Origin of the sequence: Methylobacterium dankookense, from assembly GCF_902141855.1 — a bacterium.
Taxonomy (GTDB): Bacteria; Pseudomonadota; Alphaproteobacteria; order Rhizobiales; family Beijerinckiaceae; genus Methylobacterium; species Methylobacterium dankookense.
Genome location: NZ_CABFVH010000001.1, coordinates 66,034 through 80,282, shown reverse-complemented (window position 1 = coordinate 80,282; position 14,249 = coordinate 66,034). Strand labels below are relative to the sequence as shown.

15 protein-coding genes, 1 tRNA gene and 1 other RNA gene are annotated in these 14,249 nt (G+C 70.9%); 12 read left to right on the top strand and 5 right to left on the bottom strand.

What is annotated here, in order from left to right; all coding sequences use genetic code 11:
* Positions 1-65: 65 nt before the first annotated feature.
* The 3 genes from MTDSW087_RS00415 to MTDSW087_RS00405 all read right to left on the bottom strand — a co-directional run bounded on the left by MTDSW087_RS00415 (position 66) and on the right by MTDSW087_RS00405 (position 1,093).
* Positions 66-141 (bottom strand) — tRNA-Phe (locus tag MTDSW087_RS00415).
* 83 nt (positions 142-224) lie between these two features.
* Positions 225-431 (bottom strand): DNA gyrase inhibitor YacG, encoded by a 207-nt coding sequence (locus MTDSW087_RS00410; protein ID WP_144758600.1) that lies wholly within the window; start codon positions 429-431, stop codon positions 225-227.
* Complete coding sequence (locus MTDSW087_RS00405) at positions 428-1,093, bottom strand: Maf-like protein (protein WP_144758597.1); 666 nt, start codon at positions 1,091-1,093, stop codon at positions 428-430. The genes MTDSW087_RS00410 and MTDSW087_RS00405 overlap by 4 nt, the downstream gene beginning before the upstream one ends.
* A gap of 140 nt (positions 1,094-1,233) precedes the next feature.
* On the opposite strand from MTDSW087_RS00405, the gene ssrS reads away from it, so the two are divergent.
* The 3 genes from ssrS to MTDSW087_RS00390 all read left to right on the top strand — a co-directional run bounded on the left by ssrS (position 1,234) and on the right by MTDSW087_RS00390 (position 2,819).
* Positions 1,234-1,390, top strand: a non-coding RNA gene (gene ssrS / locus MTDSW087_RS00400) — 6S RNA.
* Entirely contained in the window at positions 1,380-1,964 is a 585-nt protein-coding gene (locus MTDSW087_RS00395; protein WP_144758594.1) for a 5-formyltetrahydrofolate cyclo-ligase, read from the top strand. Before ssrS ends, MTDSW087_RS00395 begins: the two co-directional genes overlap by 11 nt.
* 36 nt (positions 1,965-2,000) lie before the next feature.
* Positions 2,001-2,819, top strand: a complete 819-nt coding sequence (locus tag MTDSW087_RS00390) for a TIGR00282 family metallophosphoesterase (protein ID WP_144758591.1) — start codon at positions 2,001-2,003, stop codon at positions 2,817-2,819.
* A 484-nt stretch (positions 2,820-3,303) separates the two neighbouring features.
* Here the strand turns inward: MTDSW087_RS00390 and MTDSW087_RS00385 are convergent, their stop codons facing one another.
* Positions 3,304-4,350, bottom strand: a complete 1,047-nt coding sequence (locus tag MTDSW087_RS00385; protein ID WP_144758588.1) for a LacI family DNA-binding transcriptional regulator — start codon at positions 4,348-4,350, stop codon at positions 3,304-3,306.
* Positions 4,351-4,587: 237 nt separating this feature from the next.
* Here MTDSW087_RS00385 and MTDSW087_RS00380 point away from each other — a divergent pair, with 237 nt between their 5' ends.
* The 7 genes from MTDSW087_RS00380 to MTDSW087_RS00350 all read left to right on the top strand — a co-directional run bounded on the left by MTDSW087_RS00380 (position 4,588) and on the right by MTDSW087_RS00350 (position 11,398).
* Positions 4,588-5,367, top strand: coding sequence for an ABC transporter permease (locus tag MTDSW087_RS00380; protein WP_144758585.1), 780 nt, complete (start codon positions 4,588-4,590; stop codon positions 5,365-5,367).
* Complete coding sequence (locus MTDSW087_RS00375) at positions 5,364-6,155, top strand: ABC transporter permease (RefSeq protein ID WP_144758582.1); 792 nt, start codon at positions 5,364-5,366, stop codon at positions 6,153-6,155. Before MTDSW087_RS00380 ends, MTDSW087_RS00375 begins: the two co-directional genes overlap by 4 nt.
* Positions 6,156-6,165: 10 nt before the next feature.
* Positions 6,166-6,954 carry an ABC transporter ATP-binding protein gene (locus MTDSW087_RS00370; RefSeq protein ID WP_144758580.1) on the top strand — a complete coding sequence of 263 codons (789 nt, stop codon included), beginning with the start codon at positions 6,166-6,168 and terminating at the stop codon, positions 6,952-6,954.
* Between the two features lie 38 nt (positions 6,955-6,992).
* Entirely contained in the window at positions 6,993-8,138 is a 1,146-nt protein-coding gene (locus MTDSW087_RS00365; RefSeq protein ID WP_238179335.1) for an ABC transporter substrate-binding protein, read from the top strand.
* 157 nt (positions 8,139-8,295) lie between these two features.
* Positions 8,296-9,609, top strand: a complete 1,314-nt coding sequence (hpsN, locus tag MTDSW087_RS00360) for a sulfopropanediol 3-dehydrogenase (RefSeq protein WP_144758577.1) — start codon at positions 8,296-8,298, stop codon at positions 9,607-9,609.
* Positions 9,606-10,373, top strand: coding sequence for an SDR family oxidoreductase (locus tag MTDSW087_RS00355; RefSeq protein ID WP_144758574.1), 768 nt, complete (start codon positions 9,606-9,608; stop codon positions 10,371-10,373). The genes hpsN and MTDSW087_RS00355 overlap by 4 nt, the downstream gene beginning before the upstream one ends.
* A 17-nt stretch (positions 10,374-10,390) precedes the next feature.
* Positions 10,391-11,398, top strand: coding sequence for a zinc-dependent alcohol dehydrogenase (locus tag MTDSW087_RS00350; RefSeq protein WP_144758571.1), 1,008 nt, complete (start codon positions 10,391-10,393; stop codon positions 11,396-11,398).
* 140 nt (positions 11,399-11,538) lie between these two features.
* On the opposite strand, the gene MTDSW087_RS00345 is transcribed toward MTDSW087_RS00350, so the two are convergent.
* A complete protein-coding gene (locus MTDSW087_RS00345) occupies positions 11,539-12,432 on the bottom strand; it encodes a LysR substrate-binding domain-containing protein (protein WP_144758568.1) in 894 nt (297 codons plus the stop codon).
* 111 nt (positions 12,433-12,543) lie between these two features.
* Between MTDSW087_RS00345 and MTDSW087_RS00340 the strand changes: the two genes are divergently transcribed.
* Together MTDSW087_RS00340 and MTDSW087_RS00335 are read left to right on the top strand one after the other, a co-directional pair.
* The gene (locus MTDSW087_RS00340) at positions 12,544-13,296 is read left to right on the top strand and encodes an SDR family NAD(P)-dependent oxidoreductase (RefSeq protein WP_144758565.1); all 753 of its coding nucleotides are present in this window, start codon (positions 12,544-12,546) and stop codon (positions 13,294-13,296) included.
* A gap of 418 nt (positions 13,297-13,714) precedes the next feature.
* Positions 13,715-14,188, top strand: coding sequence for a YidB family protein (locus MTDSW087_RS00335; protein ID WP_144758562.1), 474 nt, complete (start codon positions 13,715-13,717; stop codon positions 14,186-14,188).
* The last annotated feature ends 61 nt before the right edge of the window (positions 14,189-14,249 follow it).

Below are 14,249 nucleotides of genomic sequence, written 5' to 3'. Positions count from 1 at the left end.
CTCGGGCGGCTCTAACCAAATGATCGGATTGAATTTACCGTCGAATCAACCGCTTAGCGAGTTGATGGTGCCCAGGGGCGGAATCGAACCACCGACACTGCGATTTTCAGTCGCATGCTCTACCAACTGAGCTACCTGGGCGACATCCGCGCCGCAGGGCGGCGTCGGATGGCGGGGGTATAGTCAGAGGAAACGGCGCTGTCCAGCCTCTCCCAGGCGCCCGGTCACGATTTCTTCGCCGGGTCGGATTCGGGGGGCGGCCGGTCCGTCTCGCCGCCGTCGTCGCCCGGGAGGACGTAGCGGTCGCTCAGCCAGCGGCCGAGGTCGATATCGGCGCAGCGCTCCGAGCAGAACGGCGCGAGGGCGGGGGCCGCGGGCTTGCCGCAGACGGGGCAGGGCGCGGCCTTGGCCGCCTTGCGCGCCGCGCTCACGCCATCGCTCCCCAGCGGGCGCGGACGGGATAGCCCTCGCCCTCGAGCAGGTTCATCGTCTCGTAGAGCGGCAGGCCGACCACCGCGCTGTGCGAGCCGACGAGCTTCACCACGAAGGCCGCCGCGAGCCCCTGGATGGCGTAGCCGCCGGCCTTGCCGCGCCACTCGCCCGAGCCGAGATAGGCCTCGATCTCGCGGCCGGAAAGGCGCTTGAAGCGGACCCGGCTCTCCACCACGCGCTCCCGCCGGCCGCCGCGCGGCGTCAGCAGGCAGATCGTGGTGAAGACGCGGTGCTGCCGGCCCGAGAGCAGGCGCAGGCAATCGGCCGCCTCGTCGGGCGTCTCCGCCTTGGGCAGGACGCGCCGGCCCACCGCGACCACGGTGTCGGCGGAGATCAGCCAGGCGGGCACGGTCTCGGAGCGGTGCATCGCGGCCTCGGCCGCCGCGAGCTTCTCGCGGGCGAGGCGGCGGGCGAGCTCGCGCGGCGCCTCGGCCTTGCGCGGGCTCTCGTCGATATCGGCCGGCAGCAGCGCGTCCGGCTCGATGCCGATCTGCTGCAGGAGGGCGAGGCGGCGCGGCGAGGCCGAGGCGAGGATGAGCCGGGCTTGCGGCAGCGGGGCGGTCTCGGTCGCCGCCGCGGCGGCGCTGGTCTGTGCTGTCATGATATCCCGGTGCGCCGCCCGCGGCATCCGGCGCCGGGGGCCCCTCAAGTCCGTGCGGGTGTTATCGGAACGATGCCCCGAAGGAAACAACCGGCGCATGCCCCCTGGCGCCGGGGCCGCCCTGTCGCTACATGAGGCCGGCGGGGCTGCAGAGTTCGTCAGGAGCACTTTCCCCGGGGCCTTATCGACTCCCTCGGGAGCTGTTCCTGGCCTCGTCCGTGGACTTGGCCAACACGGCGCCCACCTACGCTGTAGGTTTCCCGGGATCGATCCTCCAACGGCTCACGTGGCTCCGCACCCTCCCTCTTCGGCCGAGAAGGCCGCCCTCCGCCGGGACGCCCTTTCGCGGCGCGACGCCCTCTCGCCGGAGGCGCGCCGGGCCGGCTCCCTCGCAGTGGCCCGCACCGTGCTCGCGATGGACGCCCTCGCCGGCGCCCGGCTCGTCGGCGCCTTCTGGCCCATCCGCAGCGAGATCGATCCGCGCCCGATCGCCGAGGGGCTGTTCGCCCGCGGCCAGCGCGTGGTGCTGCCGCAGGTGACACCGTCCGGCCTCGTCTTCCGCGAGTGGCGAGCGGGCGAGGCCCTGGTGCCGGGCTCCTTCGGCCTGAGCGAGCCGCATGCCGACCTGCCCCCCCTCGATCCCGACGCGCTGATCGTGCCGCTCGCGGCCTTCGACCGCAGCGGCCAGCGCATCGGCTACGGGCGCGGCTACTATGACGGCGCGATCACCCGGCTCGCGCCGGTGCTGACGGTGGGCGTCGCCTTCGCCTGCCAGGAGGTCGAGGCCGTGCCGGCCGAGCCGCACGACCGGCCGCTCGACCATGTGGTGACCGAGGACGGCCCGGTTCCGCTCGCGCGCGAACGCGCCTAACCTTCCAGCCTCCGTTCCCTCTGGCCGCGGTCAAGCATGCGTCTTCTCTTCCTCGGCGACGTCGTCGGGCGTCCCGGCCGTCAGGTGGTCGGCGAGCACCTTCCGCGCCTGCGCGAGCGCTGGCGGCTCGATTGCGTGGTGATCAACGGCGAGAACGCGGCGCACGGCTTCGGCATCACCGAGGCGATCTGCGACGAGCTGATCCAGGCGGGCGCCGACGCGGTGACGCTCGGCAACCACAGCTTCGACCAGCGCGAGGCCCTCGTCTTCATCGAGCGGCAGCCCAAGCTGATCCGGCCGGCGAACTACCCGGCCGGCACGCCGGGCCGCGGCGCCTGCATCGTGGAGACGGCGGCGGGCGCCCGCATCCTCGTGGTCAACGTCATGGGCCGCGTCTTCATGGACGCCCTCGACGACCCCTTCACCGCGGCCGACCGGCAGGTCTCGGCCTGCCCCCTCGGCGAGGCCGCGGACGCCGTGATCGTCGACATGCATGCCGAGGCGACGAGCGAGAAGCAGGCGCTCGCCCATTTCCTCGACGGCCGCGCGAGCCTCGTCGTCGGCACCCACACCCATTCCCCCACCGCCGACCACCGCATCCTGCCCGGCGGCACCGCCTATCTCTCGGATGCCGGCATGTGCGGCGATTACGATTCCGTGCTCGGCATGCAGAAGGAGGAGCCGGTGCGCCGCTTCATCCAGAAGACGCCGGGCTCACGCTGGGAGGTGGCCACGGGGGAGGGCACCCTGTGCGGGCTCGCCGTGGAGACGGGCCCGGACGGTCTGGCGACCGGCGTCTGGCCGGTGCGGCTCGGCCCGCATCTGGAAGAGACCTGGCCGCGGCATTGGGATTAGGGGCAGGCCCGACAGGTTGACCATGCCTAAGGGTGGCTTTCGACCCTTCTCGGGCCTTCGGAAGGTCTGCTTACCGTCAGTCTGATTGGCCCGGTCCGACTGAGACCGCGTCCGGTTGATCGGACCGGACGCGGTCTCGGCCAAGCCCGCGCGGCGCTTGAGAGAAGGCGACATCCGCCATCCCGAAGGGATCACCCGGATGTCGTATGAGACAGCCGATCGCGGCGCGTCCACTTCGAGCCATGGTCAGTGAGTCAGGAGACGTCTGGCGTCGCTCAGGCGATGGGCTCAACTTGATCCCAAATGGAAATTGGGGCTGCCTCTACCGAAGGTCCAGATGAGATCGGTGGCGGTGACTCAAGTCACTCGAAGGCCAAGATTGCCTTCCAACGCAGGGCATTCCGGCTATCATTCGCATGATTTATAATTATTTATTGCACATTGAAACAATCGATCCTCAGGAATATTTCCAAGCAATGTGTGCTCAGGCTGCCTGGATCGGAGAGCGCACCGTGTTCTCGACCGCGGGCGGCCCAGAGGAGCGGCGCTCGACCAGCTCGATCGGCATCTCGATGCGGCGCGGACGCGCCTCGCCGCGCAGCCGTGCGAGGAGGTGCTCGGCGACCTCCCGCCCGAGCTCGGCCGTCGGCAGGTGCACCGTGGTGAGCGGCGGCGCGATGTGGCTCGCGATCTCCAGGTTGTCGATGCCGACCACCGAGAGGTCCTGCGGCACGCGCAGGCCCCGCTGCTCCGCCTCCAACAGCACGCCGACCGCCAGGAGATCGTTGCCGCAGACCACCGCGCTCGGCGGCTCTGCGAGGCCGAGGAGCTGCGCGAGGCCCGCCCGTCCGCCGGCCAGCGTGAAGGGTGCCTGCGCGATGCGGGCATTCGGAAGGTCGATCCCCCCTTCGGCCAGGGCGCGCCGCGCGCCCGCGATGCGCAGCCGCGCCCGATCGTTGGCCTCGGTGAAGCCGGAGACCATGCCGAAGCGTCGATGCCCGAGATCGAGCAGGTGGCGTGCGGCGAGATAGCCGGCCTGCGCGTTGTCGAAGCCGATCGCGTCGAGCCGCTCGTCGAAGGACCAGCTCAGCACCACCGGGATCGGCGCCTCCGTCAGGAGGGCCCAGGTCTCGGGCAGGTGGTCGGCGCCCACCACCATCAGCGCGTCGACGCCGCGGCCGAGCATCGAGCGGACGGCCGCCGCTTCCTGCGCTGCCGCGTAATCGTGCGCCGCGAGCAGGAGCTGGTAGCCGTGCCGCGCGAGGCTCGTCTGCAGGGCCTGCACCGCGCGCGCGAAGATCGCATGGTCGAGGGTCGGGATGATCGCGCCGATCGTCTGGGTTCGGCCGGAGGCGAGCGCCTGCGCCGGCCCGCCGGGCAGGTAGCCGAGTGCTGCTGCGGCGGCGCGCACGCGCTCCACCGTCTCGGGATGAACGGCCGCCGAGCCGGCCATGGCGCGCGAGGCCGTGGCCGGCGAGACGCCCGCGCGCTCGGCCACCGCCTGCAGGGTCGGGCGTGGGATCCGTCTCACGGCGCGCCGCCCCCGATCGGCTCCAGCCATGGATGTTGATGAATGCGCATTCACAACATGTCGAACTCAGCTACGATCCGCGAAGCTAACGCCATTGCGCTCTGACAAACAAGGGCCATTGAAGGTCGGGACGCCCTTGACAAGAGGGTTGGATGGAAATTCAATGAAAGCGCTTTCATAGCGATATGGGGCGTGGCGAGCTGCGGCAAGGCAGCCGTCGAAGGGAGATGAAATGCCGTGAGGCTCAGCCGCCGGACCTATGTCGGCGCGACGACCCTGCTCGTCCTCGCGCTTCTCTGGTATCTCGCTACCAGCGGTCTCGGGCTCGTCTCGGCCGGCCGTTTCCCGGCGCCCGGCGATGTCGAGGCCGCCGCGGTCCAGGCCTTCGGCCGCGGCTATCCGGACGCCACCCTCGTCACCCACATCCTGCACTCGCTGAAGCTCGTCGCCATCGGCTTCGCCGTCTCGGTGGCGCTCGGCGTGCCGCTCGGCCTGCTCATGGGCTGGAACCGGGTCGCGGAGGCGCTGATCAACCCGGTCTTCCTCGTGCTGCGCCCGATCCCGCCGCTCGCCTGGATCCCGCTGGCCATCCTCTGGCTCGGCCTCGGCGACGAGGCGAAGGTGATGGTGATCTTCCTCGCCGCCTTCCCGCCCGCGGTGATCAGCACCCATGCCGGGGTGCGCGCCGTACCGCCCCCGGTGGTCGAGGCGGCGCAGATGCTCGGCACGCCGCGCCTGCGCTTCGTGCTCGAGGTGCTGGCGCCAGCCGCAGCACCGATGATCTTCACGGGGCTGCGCCTGTCGCTGCAGGCGAGCTGGACCACCCTCGTCGCGGCCGAGCTCGTCGGCTCGCTCGCCGGGCTCGGCTACGTCCTGAACGTCGCCCAGCAGGACCTCTATCCCGGCATGATCCTGGTCGGCATGGCGGCGGTCGGCGTGCTCGGGGCCGGCAGCACCGCGCTCCTCGGCCTCGCCGAGCGCCGCGCCGTGGTCTGGGCGCAGGGAGCGACGGAATGATCGCCTACCGCCAGCCCCTGCCGCTCGGCCGCAGCCTGCTTCTCGGCGCGGCCGGCACCCTGGCCTTCCTCGGCCTCTGGGCGGGGCTCGCGCGCTCGGGCCTCGTGCTGCACATGTTCCTGCCGGGCCCGCTCGAGGTGGCCGAGCGCTTCGCGGTGCTCGTCACCACGCCGTTCGCCGGCGGCACGCTCCTCGCGCATCTCGCCTCCAGCGTGCTCCGCTTCCTCGGCGGCTTCCTGCTGGCCGCTTTCGTCGGCATCCCGCTCGGCCTGATGATGGGCTGGTCGCGGCTCCTCGACGACATCGTCACGCCGATCTTCGACGCCCTGCGCTTCATCGCGCCGATCGCCTGGGTGCCCTTCGCCGCCCTGTGGTTCGGCACCGGGATCGGCGGTCCGCTCCTGATCATCTTCGCGGGCGCCTTCCCGCCCTGCCTGATCAACGCCTATCGCGGCGCCCGCTACGTCGATCGCCGGCTGATCGAGGCCGCGGCGATGCTCGGCACGCCGGGCCACCGCGTGATCACCGAGGTGATGCTGCCGGCAGCCCTTCCCTCCATCGTCGCGGGGCTGCGCATCAGCGCCGGGCTCGGCTGGCAATCCCTCGTCGGCGCCGAGCTGATCGTGGCCTCCACGGGGGTCGGCTACATGATGGTGCAGGCCCAAGGGGCGGTCTCGACCACGACGGTGATGGTCGGGATGGCGGCCATCGGCCTCATCGGCGTCGCCATCGATCTGGGGCTGCGGCTCGTCGAGGCGCGCATCCGCGCGCATCTCGGACAGGCGTGAGGAGAGACCGATGAGCTGCATCCGGTTCGAGCAGGTCGACAAGACCTTCGGCGGCGCGGTGAAAGCCCTCGACGGGGTCGATCTCACGGTCGCCGACCGCGAATTCGTCGCGATCGTCGGCGCGTCCGGCTGCGGCAAGACCACCTGCCTGCGCCTCGCCGCCGGCTTCGAGGCGCCGACGGGCGGGCACGTCACGGTTGGCGGCAAGGCGGTGACCGCGCCGGGGCCAGACCGGGCGGTGGTCTTCCAGCAATTCGCCCTCTTCCCCTGGAAGACGGTGGCACAGAACATCGCCTTCGGCCTGCGCAACAAGGGGATGCCGGCCTCGGAGCGGGATGCCCGCGTCGCGGCCGCGATCGGGATGATCGGCCTCTCGGCCTATGCCGACGCCTATCCGCACCAGCTCTCGGGCGGCATGCAGCAGCGCGTCGCCATCGCCCGCGCCTACGTGCTGGAGCCCGAGGTGCTCCTGATGGACGAGCCCTTCGGCGCCCTCGACGCGCAGACCCGCGTGGTGATGCAGGAGGAGCTCGTCCGCCTGGCGCGGAAGAACCCGCGCACCGTCCTGTTCATCACCCACGGCGTCGAGGAGGCGGTCTACCTCGCCGACCGGGTCGCCGTGATGACCCGTCGCCCGGGCCGCATCAAGGAGATCGTGGACGTCAAGGTGATCCGCGAGGCGGAGCGCTGGGAGGACCACGCCCGCATCGAGGACGTGATGGACCTCGAATCCTTCGTCCATCTGCGGACGCACATCTGGAAGTCGCTGCGCGAGGAGAAGGGCGGGGTCGGCCACTGAGCCGGCCGGCGCACCCTGCAACCCAAGGGAGATGCATCATGACCAAGATGCCGTTCGCCAAGCTGCCGTGCGCCAAAACGCCGTTCGGTCGCGCGGCTCCGGGCAGGAGACCGGCCCGGAGGCTGGCACGCCTCCTCCTGGCCGGCACCCTCGCGCTGGCGCCGCTGCCGCTCGCCGCGCAAGGTGCGGGCGGGGCGCAGAAGATCGGCGTCTCCTACCAGCCCTCCCTCTACTGGGCTCTGCCCTATTACGTCGCGAGCCAGAAGGGCTGGTGGAAGGAGGTCGGGCTCGATCCGAGCTTCGCGGTCTTCCCCGCGGGCGCGCCCCAGGTCGCGGCGGCCCAGGCCGGCTCCTGGGATGTCGGCGGGACCGGATCGGTGCCGGCGATCCTCGGCGCGGCCCGCTTCGGCCTCCTGACGGTCGGGCTGACCAACGACGAGTCGAAGACCAACGTCCTGATGGTGCGGGGCGACCGCTACGACGCGATCCTCAAGGATCCGAAGCAGCTCGCAGGTCAGAAGCTCCTCGTCACCACCAACTCGACGGCGGACTATGCCGCCCGCAACTGCCTGAAGAAATGGGGCCTCTCGGCGCGGGACCTGCGCTTCGTCAATCTCGGCCAGGCGCAGATCATCTCGGCCGTGATCGCCGATGCCGGCGAGGTGGTCGGCGTCTGGGCGCCCAACACCTACACGCTGGAGGAGAAGGCCAAGGCGCGGGTCCTGTGCAGCGGGGCCGATGCCGGCGCCGTCGTCCCGGGCGCCCTGGTGGCGCGCGCCGATTACGCGAAGGCCCATCCCGAGGAGGTCGCCAAGGCCCTTGCGGTCTATCTGCGCGCCTGGGGCTGGGCGAAGGCCAACCCGGCGGAGGCCCGGGCCATGGCCAAGCGCTTCTACGCGGAGGGCGGTGTCGAAGCCTCCGATGCGGCGATCGAGCAGGAATTCTCGCTCCGCCCGACCTTCACCCTCGACCAGCAGCTCAAGGCCATGGCGCGGACGGGCGGCCCATCCGAGGTCGACGGCTGGTTCTCGCGGATCGGCGGCTTCATGGCCGAGGTCGGCACCATTCCGCAGGCCCCGGATCCCAAGGGCTACATCGACGACGCCTTCCTGAAGCGCGTCGCCGACGATCCGAAGCTCAAGGCCTTCGCCACCGAGTTCGACGCGGGCGCCGCCCAGCGCTGAGCGCCCCATAGCGCCGCGCCCGATCGCGTTGCGATGGAGCATGGCTCTAAGTCTTTGTTTTTACGCGCTCTCTTACGCCGAACCGGCATCCATGTCGGCGGAGAGCGCTCCAGCCACGGGCGCGAGGCCCGTCAGCCGACACCGGAGCCGACCAGAGATGACTATCGAGCACCTGAAACGCGCGACCAAGACGCCGGAGACCGAGACCGATACGGCGCGCAAGGTCGTGACCGAGATGCTGGCCGCGATCGAGGCCCGCGGCGAGGACGCGGTGCGGGACTACGCGAAGAGCCTCGACAACTGGACCGGCAAGATCGTGGTCTCTCCCGAGGAGATCGAGCGCCGCACCCGCGACGTGCCGGACGGCGTGAAGCGGGACATCGCCTTCGCCGCGGGCCAGGTGCGCCGCTTCGCCGAGGCCCAGCGCGACAGCGTCAGGGATTTCTCGGTGGAGCTGCTGCCGGGGCTGACCACGGGGCAGAAGCTCGTGCCCTGCAACGTGGCCGGCTGCTACGTGCCGACCGGGCGCTACGCCCACATCGCCTCGGCCTATATGTCGGTGGCCACCGCCAAGGCCGCGGGCGTCCCGACGGTGGTGGCCTGTTCCACGCCCTATCGCGGCGAGGGCATCCACCCCTACGTGCTCTACGCCATGCAGGTCGCGGGCGCCGACGTGATCCTGACGCTCGGCGGCGTGCAGGCGGTCGCCGCGATGGCCTTCGGCCTGTTCACCGGCAAGCCCGCCGACATCATCGTGGGGCCGGGCAACAAGTTCGTGGCGGAGGCCAAGCGCATGCTGTTCGGGCGCGTCGGCATCGACGTGTTCGCCGGCCCCTCCGAAGTCGCCGTCATCGCCGACGAGAGCGCCGATCCGGCCATCGTCGCCACGGATCTCGTCGGCCAGGCGGAGCACGGCCACGAGAGCCCGGCCTGGCTGTTCACCACCTCGCGCGCGCTCGCAGACGAGGTGATGGGCCGCGTGCCCACGCTCATCGAGGCCCTGCCGCCGACCGCCCGCGAGGCGGCGGGCGCGGCCTGGCGCGATTACGGCGAGGTGATCGTCTGCGACAGCCGCGAGGAGATCGTCGCGGTCTCCGACCGCTACGCCAGCGAGCACCTGGAGATCCACGCGGCCGATCTCGACTGGTGGCTCGGCGCGCTGAGCAATTACGGCTCGCTCTTCCTCGGCGAGGAGACGACGGTGGCCTTCGGCGACAAGACCTCGGGGCCGAACCACATCCTCCCGACGAAGTTCGCCGCCCGCTACTCGGCCGGCCTCTCCGTGCACAAGTTCCTGCGGCCCCTCACCTGGCAGCGCATGGACCGGGAGGCCTGCCGGACCATCGCGCAGGCCACGGCCCGCATCTCGCGGCTCGAAGGCATGGAAGCGCATGCCCGCACGGCCGACGACCGCCTCGCCAAGTACTTCCCCGGCCAGAGCTTCGACCTCGGCGTGGCGGTGCGCGCATGAGCTTCCGCCTCGCGCCGCTGTTCGACCTCAGCGGCCGCACGGCGCTGGTGACGGGCGGCAATTCCGGGATCGGCCTCGCGCTCGCCCGGGCGCTCGGGCTCGCGGGGGCGGATCTGGTTCTCGCGGCACGCCGCGAGGCGGACCTCGCCGCGGCGGCCGAGGAGCTGCGTGCGGACGCGATCGCCTGCGCCGTGATGCCGGCCGACCTCTCCGAGGCGGAGGCGGTCCGGGGCGTGGCGCGCCGGCTCGAAGGGCGCAGCGTCGACATCCTCGTCAACGCCGCGGGGGTGAACCTGCGGCAGCCCTTCGAGGCCGTGACGCCGGAGGCGTTCGACCTCCACATGGCCCTGCATGTGCGGGCGCCGTTCCTGCTGACCCAGGCGCTCGCCCCCGCCATGGCCGAGCGCGGCTTCGGCCGGATCCTCAACGTCGCTTCGCTGCAATCCTTCCGGGCCTTCCCGAACTCGGCGCCCTACGGCGCCGCCAAGGGGGCGGTGGTGCAGCTCACGCGGGCGATCGCCGAGGCGTGGTCGGCCCGCGGCATCACCTGCAATGCCATCGCGCCCGGCTTCTTCCCGACCCCGCTCACGCAGGCGGTCTTCGACGATCCCGAGCGCGCGGCGCGCAACGCCGCCCAGACCGCCTGCGGACGCAACGGCGCCCTCGCCGACCTCTACGGCACGGCGGTCTTCCTGGCCTCGGACGCCTCCGCCTACGTCACCGGCCAGACGCTCGCGGTCGATGGCGGCTTCACGGCCAAATGACGAGGATGGCATCGACGATGAAGGCGCTCGTCTATACCGGCCCGCACGGCCTCGAAATGCGGGACCTGCCGGTGCCCGTCCCGGGAGCCGGCGAGGTTCTGATCCGCGTCGAGGCGGTCGGCATCTGCGGCTCGGACATGCACGCCTATCACGGACACGATGCCCGGCGTCCGGCGCCCCTCGTCCTCGGGCACGAGGCGGCCGGAATCATCGCCGAGGGGCGGCGGGCGGGAGAGCGCGTGACGATCAACCCGCTCGTGACCTGCGGGCACTGCACGGCCTGCACGGCAGGCCGCAGCCATCTCTGCCCGCATCGGCAGATCCTCTCGATGCCGCCGCGTCCCGGTGCCTTCGCGGAGTATGTCTGCGTGCCGGAGGGCAACCTCGTGCCGGTGCCGGATGGCTTGTCGATCGAGCGCGCGGCGCTGGCCGAGCCGCTCGCCGTCTCCTACCACGCCGTCAACCAGGGCGCGCGGCTGCTCGGACGGCCACTCGCGGGCGCGCGCTGCGTCGTGCTCGGGGGCGGCGCCATCGGCTTCGGAGCGGCCCTCGTCCTGGCCATGCAGGGGGCTTGCGAGGTCCGCCTCGCCGAGCCGAACGCGGAGCGGCGCGCCGTCGTCGCCCGCAGCGTCCCGCGCATCCAGACCTACGCGCCGGGCGACGCCGGCGAGCCCGGTCCCGACAGCGCCGACCTGATCCTCGACGCCGTCGGCAGCCGCGCGACCCGCAGTGCCGCCAGCCGCTTGGCGCGACCGGGCGCAGTGATCGTGCATATCGGGCTGCTCCCGGGCGAGGAGGGGCTCGATATCCGTAAGATCACGCTGCAGGAAATCATTGTTTCAGGCTCGTATTGCTACACGATGCAGGAGTTCCGCGAGGTGGTCGGCGCTCTGGCGGACGGGCGACTCGGTGACCTGGATTGGCTGGAGCCGCGGCCGCTGTGCGATGGTGCTCTCGCCTTTGCCGCCATCGATGCCCACCAAGCTGCGCCGAAGATCGTTCTCCGGCCGGAGCACCTGCTCTGACGCATTCGCTCGGGGCTGGCGGGAGCCGATCGGCTGCCGATGGACCGAACCGGTACGGCTGTTGCCGCTCGCCCCAACCGAGCACAGTGATCGGGCTTGGTGCAGCAGGAGGTGGCGCGCCTCTGCCGTCTTCCTCCGCCTCACAATTTTGGGAACGCTGCCGCCAAGTGGTCGATCAGGGCGCGTACCGCCGGCGGCAGCCCGCGCCGGGTGGTGAAGACGATGTGGACGATTCCGGCCTGACTGCGCCAGTCCCGCAAGATGTGGACGAGCTGGCCCGCGGCGATATGGCCGGCGCAGGCATGGTCGGGCAGGTACGCGATGCCGAGCCCCTCGGCTGCCGCTTCGCAGAGCGTGGCGAAGTCGCTGCAGGTCAGGCGGGGCTCGTGGCGCAGCGTGTGGGTGGTCCCGTCCTCCCGCATAAGTCGCCAGACCGCCTCGCCCGGGTCGTCGCTCGTGCCGAGCGTCGGGAGGGCGCCGAGGGCGGTGATGTCGGTCCCGAGGCGGCTCGCGACCGGCGGGCTTGCCACCAAGATCCAGCGCGACTGCCCGAGCGAGCGCATGGTTAGAGAGGCGTCGCTGGTGAGTTCAAGCCTGACCCGCAGGGCCACGTCGATGCGCTCCTCGATCAGGTCCACGGGCTTATCGCTGGCGGTGAGCTGAAGCCGGACCTTCGGATATCGGGCGAGGAAGGCGGACACGGCCGGTGTCACCACCTCCAGCAGGCCGGTCGGGCAGCTCATGCGGATCAGCCCGTGCGGCTCGGCCTGCGCCTCCGCCACGAGCGCCTCGGCGCGCTCGGCTTCCATCATCATCGCCCGGCAGCGCTCGTAGAAGCTCTGCCCGACCTCGGTGACGCGGAAGCGCCGGCTCGATCGCTCGATCAGGCGTACGCCCAGGCGCAATTCCAGCCCCGCGATCCGCCGGCTGAGCTTCGATTTGGGTTCACGCAGCGCCCGACCGGCGGCGGCGAAGCCGCCATGGGCGACGACCGCGGCGAAGTACACGTAGTCGTTCAGATCGGCTCGCATCATCGTTCCTTCAACAGAACGCTACGTGCCACATCTGCAGACTACTCGCATCATCGTTCCGGCGGCATGTCTCCCGGCAGCGGCGCACACGCAGCCGAATGATGGAGAATGACGATGCCCAGCAGGTTTCAGGACAAGGTGGTGGTGGTGACCGGCGGCACCAGCGGTATCGGCCTCGCCACCGCCGAGGCGTTCGCGGCTGAAGGCGCCTCGGTGTTCATCACCGGCCGTCGGCAGGATGCGCTCGACGCGGCGGTGCGGCGGATCGGCGGCCGGATCACCGGCGTGCGCGGCGACATGGCGAAGCTCGCCGACATCGACCGGCTCTACGACGCGGTCCAGCAGAAGCATGCGCAGATCGATGTCGTCTTCGCCAACGCCGGCGGCGGCGCGTTCGCACCGCTCGGCGCCATCACCGAGGAGCACTATCAGCAGACCTTCGACACGAACGTGAAGGGGGTGCTGTTCACCGTCCAGAAGGCGCTGCCCCTGCTGCGCGACGGAGCCGCGATCGTGCTGACCGGATCGACCACCGGCAGTTCGGGCACGCCCGCCTTCAGCGTCTACTCGGCCACCAAGGCGGCGGTGCGCAACTTCGCCCGGAACTGGATCCTCGACCTCAAGGACCGCCGCATCCGCGTGAACACGATCAGCCCCGGCGTCACCGAGACCCCCGGCCTCAACGAGCTGTTCGGCGGCGGCGACCAAGCGGCGGGAACCAGGGACTACCTCGCCGGCCTGATCCCGGCCGGGCGCGTCGGCCAGCCGGAGGAGATCGCCAGGGCTGTGCTGTTCCTGGCCTCCGACGAGGCTAGCTTCGTCAACGGCGTCGAGCTCTTCGCCGACGGCGGTCAGGTCCAGATCTGAGCCGGCAATCGCTGCCCGTGGCCGGTTCCCGGCGACGCGTCGCCACCGGGCAGATCGTGCTGTTCGGCCTGTACGCGGGGTGGCTCGGCTGGGAGGGCATCCGCCACGGGCATCCGGATCATGCCGCCGCGTGGGCCACGACAATCATCCCGGCATGACCGCCGATAGGCAGGGCCAAGCGGTGAGATCGCGGACCGCGGTTCGCGATGGGGGCATTGACCCTGCGGTCGTGGGAAGGCCGGCAAGAAGCGCGGCATGGCCCTGCGAAGCCATATCCATGACCATGACCAAGCGCGGCTGATCCCGGGGACGGATGGGCGCGCCCCGGTTGCATCGGATCGGCACCCCTGCGCGTTTGCATGGGTCGAACCCAGAGGCGGATGGGCAGGACCCCGCCGTCCCCAGCCGGAGACGAACCATGAGTGATGGCTACCCCTCGATGACGGCGCTCCTGGGCCTTCTCGCCCTGGCCGGCTACCAGAACAGGGATAAGCTCGCGGAACTGCTCGGTGGCGCGAGCCGATCCGCTCCCGCGCCAGCGCCCCCGGGTGCGACGCCCGACGGTTCCGGCGGCGGGCTGGGCGGCCTTCTTGGAGGGCTGCTGGGCAACCAGCAGGGCTCGGCCCCCGGCGGCTTCCTGAACAGCGGCCTGGGTGAGATGCTGGAGCGCTTTCAGCAAGCCGGTCACGGGGCGGCCGCGCAGTCCTGGGTCAACCAGGGACCGAACCAGGAACTGCCGCCCCAGCATCTGGAGCAGGCCATCGGGCCCGACGTCCTCACGACCCTGACACAGCGCACGGGGCTGTCCCGCGAGGAACTCCTGTCCCGCCTGTCGCGGGAGCTTCCACAGGCCGTCGACCGATACACGCCGGACGGTCGGATGCCGGCCTAGAGCGCTCTTAAGCCGAAGTGGAGGCCGGTTCGGCGCAAGAGAGCACGTCAAGACAAAGGCC

Bases quoted from the DNA above. Each gene is read 5' to 3' on its own strand.
- MTDSW087_RS00365 (WP_238179335.1), top strand. From the start codon at position 6,993: ATGACCAAGATGCCGTTCGCCAAGCTGCCGTGCGCCAAAACGCCGTTC.
- MTDSW087_RS00345 (WP_144758568.1), bottom strand. From the start codon at position 12,432: ATGATGCGAGCCGATCTGAACGACTACGTGTACTTCGCCGCGGTCGTC.
- MTDSW087_RS00375 (WP_144758582.1), top strand. From the start codon at position 5,364: ATGATCGCCTACCGCCAGCCCCTGCCGCTCGGCCGCAGCCTGCTTCTC.
- MTDSW087_RS00340 (WP_144758565.1), top strand. From the start codon at position 12,544: ATGCCCAGCAGGTTTCAGGACAAGGTGGTGGTGGTGACCGGCGGCACC.
- MTDSW087_RS00335 (WP_144758562.1), top strand. From the start codon at position 13,715: ATGAGTGATGGCTACCCCTCGATGACGGCGCTCCTGGGCCTTCTCGCC.
- MTDSW087_RS00350 (WP_144758571.1), top strand. From the start codon at position 10,391: ATGAAGGCGCTCGTCTATACCGGCCCGCACGGCCTCGAAATGCGGGAC.
- MTDSW087_RS00405 (WP_144758597.1), bottom strand. From the start codon at position 1,093: ATGACAGCACAGACCAGCGCCGCCGCGGCGGCGACCGAGACCGCCCCG.
- MTDSW087_RS00370 (WP_144758580.1), top strand. From the start codon at position 6,166: ATGAGCTGCATCCGGTTCGAGCAGGTCGACAAGACCTTCGGCGGCGCG.
- hpsN (WP_144758577.1), top strand. From the start codon at position 8,296: ATGACTATCGAGCACCTGAAACGCGCGACCAAGACGCCGGAGACCGAG.
- MTDSW087_RS00390 (WP_144758591.1), top strand. From the start codon at position 2,001: ATGCGTCTTCTCTTCCTCGGCGACGTCGTCGGGCGTCCCGGCCGTCAG.
- MTDSW087_RS00355 (WP_144758574.1), top strand. From the start codon at position 9,606: ATGAGCTTCCGCCTCGCGCCGCTGTTCGACCTCAGCGGCCGCACGGCG.